The organism is Vibrio sp. 10N.261.52.A1 (assembly GCF_002876325.1).
Classification (GTDB): Bacteria; Pseudomonadota; Gammaproteobacteria; order Enterobacterales; family Vibrionaceae; genus Vibrio; species Vibrio chagasii.
In genome coordinates, this window is the sequence record NZ_MCYD01000978.1 from 1 (window position 1) to 3,887 (window position 3,887).

Below are 3,887 nucleotides of genomic sequence, written 5' to 3' on the forward strand. Positions count from 1 at the left end.
ATGAAACATTCAGTGTTCTCATTACGCCCGTGATTCTACGGAAATCGGTTTTACGCTAGTTCGAGAATCAGTTAGTTCGTTTTTGGCTCAGGGTTATCTGATGCCGTTTGAACGTCAGTTTCTGTTGTTGTTTGTTGAATCTCTAGCTGCTCGTTTGAGTGTAGTTCTTCTTCAGCTTGTTCTTTCATTTCTAGCTCAACTTGCGCTTGGCTTTCGGCTAACGCTTCTTGTTCTTCTGCGCGTGAAGATTTAGGCAATACAAGGTTAAGAACAACCGTCATGATGGTGCCAGTCGTAATGCCAGAGTGCAGGAAGTTCGCTAAATCGTGTGGCAAGTGTTGCAGCAATCTTGGTTCGAAGGTAACGGCCAAACCAGATGCCAAACCTACACAGATTACCAAGGCATTTCGCTTGGTGTCTGCGGCCTTGATCAACATGCGGATACCCGCGTAGGCAATCATTCCGAACATCACAAAGCCGACTCCGCCTAATACGGGTTTCGGAATCGTGACGGCAATAGCGGCTAATTTCGGGAATAAACCACCTAAAATTAATAAACCACCGGTTGCAGCTACAACATAGCGACTTGCCACACCTGTGATACCAACAATGCCGACGTTTTGGCTGAATGACGCTAGTGGCATCGCTGTTAAAATCGAAGACAAGGTACTACCAAGACCATCGCCTAGAAGACCACGTTTTAAGTCTTTACCGGATACTTGGGTTTGGCAGTTGTTGCCAAGCGCCATGAAGTCACCGGTTGCTTCAGCGATAACCACGATGTACACCAAGCTCATGCTGATGATGGCACTAGCAGAAAACGTAAAGCCATACTTGAATGGTTCTGGGCCACCGACCCAAGCAGCAGAGCTGATCTGCTCAAGATCGACCATGCCGAGTGACAGCGCCACAATGTAACCACCTGCTAGGCCAATCACGATAGCGGAGGCCGCAACCGCGCCTTTACAGTAAACCGATACGCCAATCACGATCCCCAAAGAAACCAGTGCGAGAAACAGTTTAGGTAGGGTGGCGAATTGTTCCGTGTTGGCAGGAGAATCGCCAACCCAGTTCATGGCAACCGGTAAAATGGTTAAACCGATTAGGGTAACCACCACACCACTTACCACGGTCGGGAACAGCTTGCGAACCTTGTCCATGTAGAAGCTGGCACCGATTACCACGAATGAACCGATAAGCGCCGAGCCCATGATAGCGGCGACACCACCTTCGTTACCGATCGAAATAGCGACCCCTAAAAAGGCAAAGCTTGAGCCCATTACAACAGGCAGTCGAATACCAACAGGGCCAAAACCGAGACATTGCGCGACAGTCACAATACCAGAAGCCAATAGCGCCGCATTGATCAGTGAAACGATCTCTGTGTTGGGTAGGCCGATGGAGGCACCGACAATAAGAGGGACAGCGACGATGCCACCAATCGAGGCGAGCATGTGCTGTAAAGCGAGTAGAAGGGTTAGCCCATGGGGCGGTCTTTCATTAAGGGTGTACAGAAGTTTCATTTGATATTCCTCTGCCTGCGTTTCCGTTTACAGGCGATTGGCGGTCAAATAATGACTTCTACAAACTGCGTAGGGTCATAAAAAAGTGCACTGAATCGGTAGGGTTTCTACTCTTTCGTCATCAATGCAATTAGCTTTCTTAAAAATCATGTTGTTGCTTGGCTTGCGAACCAGCCAAGCAACGTTGTGAGCAATCAAGAAATGACTGCTCAGGAACTATAGGGTTAACCGATGAACACCAGCTTGGCGATGAAGATAGCCGCTAGGAAGTACATCGAGATGGAGACATCTTTCGTTTTACCTGTCGCAAGCTTAAGCACGGTGTAGGTGATGAAACCCAGTGCGATACCATTAGCGATAGAGAATGTTAGTGGCATCATCAGTGCGGTAATCGCAGCTGGAGCACCATTGGTAAAGTCTTTCCAATCGACGTGCTGCATGCTGCTCATCATTACGAATGCTACATAGATAAGAGCGCCAGACGTTGCGTAAGCGGGGATCATGCCTGCAAGCGGTGATAGGAAAATCGCCGCTAAGAACAAAGCGCCAACTACGATTGCTGAAAGACCTGTACGAGCACCTGCAGCAACACCAGCAGCACTTTCTACGTAACTGGTTACTGGCGGACAACCCACACACGCACCTGCAACACTTGAGATACTATCGGCTTTGAGCGCTTTGCTCAGGCCTTCAATCTTGCCAGTTTCTGGGTTAGTGAGGTTTGCACGCTCAGCTACGCCCATTAGCGTACCGGCAGTATCGAACATGTTTACAAAAAGGAAGGCCAAGATAACGCTGATCATGGATACGTTCAGAGCGCCTGCAATATCCATTGCCATAAAGGTAGGTGCTAAGCTCGGCGGTGCAGCGAAGAAGCCATTGTATTGTACTAGGCCTAGCCCCATGCCGATAAGCGTGACGCTTAAAATACCGATAAGTACCGCACCAAACACTTTACGCTCACTCAGAACCGCAATGATCAAGAATGCAATCGCAGCAAGCAGAGCTTCTGGTTTGGTGAAGTCACCCAGTGAAACCAAAGTTGCCGGGTTTTCGACGACGATGCCTGCTGTTTTCAAGCCAATTAGACCTAAGAACAAACCAACACCCGCAGTCATGGAATAGCGCAAGCTCTCAGGAATACTCTCGATGATCCATTGACGGACTTTGTAGAAACTCATCCCGACAAACAAGATACCAGAGATAAACACCGCACCCAGTGCGACTTCCCAGCTATAGCCCATCTCACTCACAACCGTAAAGGAGAAGAACGCATTCAGACCCATGCCCGGTGCTAGGCCAACAGGCCAGTTTGCAAATAAGCCCATTAACAAACAACCGATAGCGGCACCGATACAGGTTGCAACGAATACTGCGCCAGCATCCATACCTGAAGCGGCCATGATTTGGGGGTTAACGAAGATAATGTAAGCCATCGTCGCGAAGGTAGTGACACCGCCGACTAACTCATTTTTCACACTGCTTCCGTGGGCCTTAATTTTAAAGAATTTCTCTAAAATTCCGTTATTCGCATCTTGGTTGAGTATTTCTGTTTTACTCTCACTCATGTCTGCAAGTCCTTTTATGTTGTGATCCATTTATTGAATACAGCGAAATTTCAATATGAAGTATTAAGGTTTTTCCTAGCGCTAAGCCTCTATTAACGAGTTTCTCGCGACTCATTTTCTAACTGTTAACGTTGTTAGTATTTTTATATGAGCGTGCTTAATGAACGCGCATCTTTTCAGATGCACGCATGAATCTGTTTATTGTTTGGTGATTGAGCCTAGATCGAAAATCTAGGCGCAGGGATTAACTGCCCCGATAAGTAGAGAAACTGTATGGTGAGACTAAAAGCGGAACGTGGTAATGCGCATCAGGATCATCTAAGCCGAAGCGAATCACTACGTCGTCTAAGAAAGGCACACCATCGAGCTTCACACCTTTGCTTTTGTAGTAATCAGCTACGTAGAACACCAATTGGTATTTCCCCGGTCGAAATTCATTCCCAGCCAGAATTGGTGCATCGGTACGACCATCTGAATTAGTAAGCACGGTCGCCAGCTTTTCAGTGGAGTCTTCGTTGACCTTATAAAGCTCTACCTTGATCTCTGCACCAGGCAAGCCGTGAGTGGTGTCTAAAACGTGTGTTGTTAATCTTCCCATAGTCCTTTAATAGCGCTTTTGGCGCTCCTCTGTTCCGTGGTTTATGTATCCATTTCGACCTTGCAAAAGAGAGCAATTGGTCACTTTGTTAGCACTAACTATGTACGAACTGTACACAATTAGTAAAGCGAATTGTTGGAAAAATGTTAACTAATGTGTCTTTTTATCTAAATTTATAGATGTTGAATATTCATTATT

At 46.9% G+C, this 3,887-nt stretch carries 3 protein-coding genes; all 3 read right to left on the reverse strand.

Annotated features, from left to right (window positions below; all coding sequences use genetic code 11):
- Positions 1 to 71: 71 nt before the first annotated feature.
- Complete coding sequence (locus BCT81_RS21210) at positions 72 to 1,523, reverse strand: nucleobase:cation symporter-2 family protein (RefSeq protein ID WP_102425731.1); 1,452 nt, start codon at positions 1,521 to 1,523, stop codon at positions 72 to 74.
- Between the two features lie 224 nt (positions 1,524 to 1,747).
- The gene (locus BCT81_RS21215) at positions 1,748 to 3,091 is read right to left on the reverse strand and encodes an NCS2 family permease (RefSeq protein WP_102425732.1); all 1,344 of its coding nucleotides are present in this window, start codon (positions 3,089 to 3,091) and stop codon (positions 1,748 to 1,750) included.
- Positions 3,092 to 3,335: 244 nt separating this feature from the next.
- Entirely contained in the window at positions 3,336 to 3,689 is a 354-nt protein-coding gene (gene uraH, locus BCT81_RS21220; protein WP_102425733.1) for a hydroxyisourate hydrolase, read from the reverse strand.
- Positions 3,690 to 3,887 lie beyond the last annotated feature (198 nt).

Coding starts and splice junctions, on each gene's coding strand:
- BCT81_RS21210 (WP_102425731.1), bottom strand. CDS start 1,523: ATGAAACTTCTGTACACCCTTAATGAAAGACCGCCCCATGGGCTAACC.
- BCT81_RS21215 (WP_102425732.1), bottom strand. CDS start 3,091: ATGAGTGAGAGTAAAACAGAAATACTCAACCAAGATGCGAATAACGGA.
- uraH (WP_102425733.1), bottom strand. CDS start 3,689: ATGGGAAGATTAACAACACACGTTTTAGACACCACTCACGGCTTGCCT.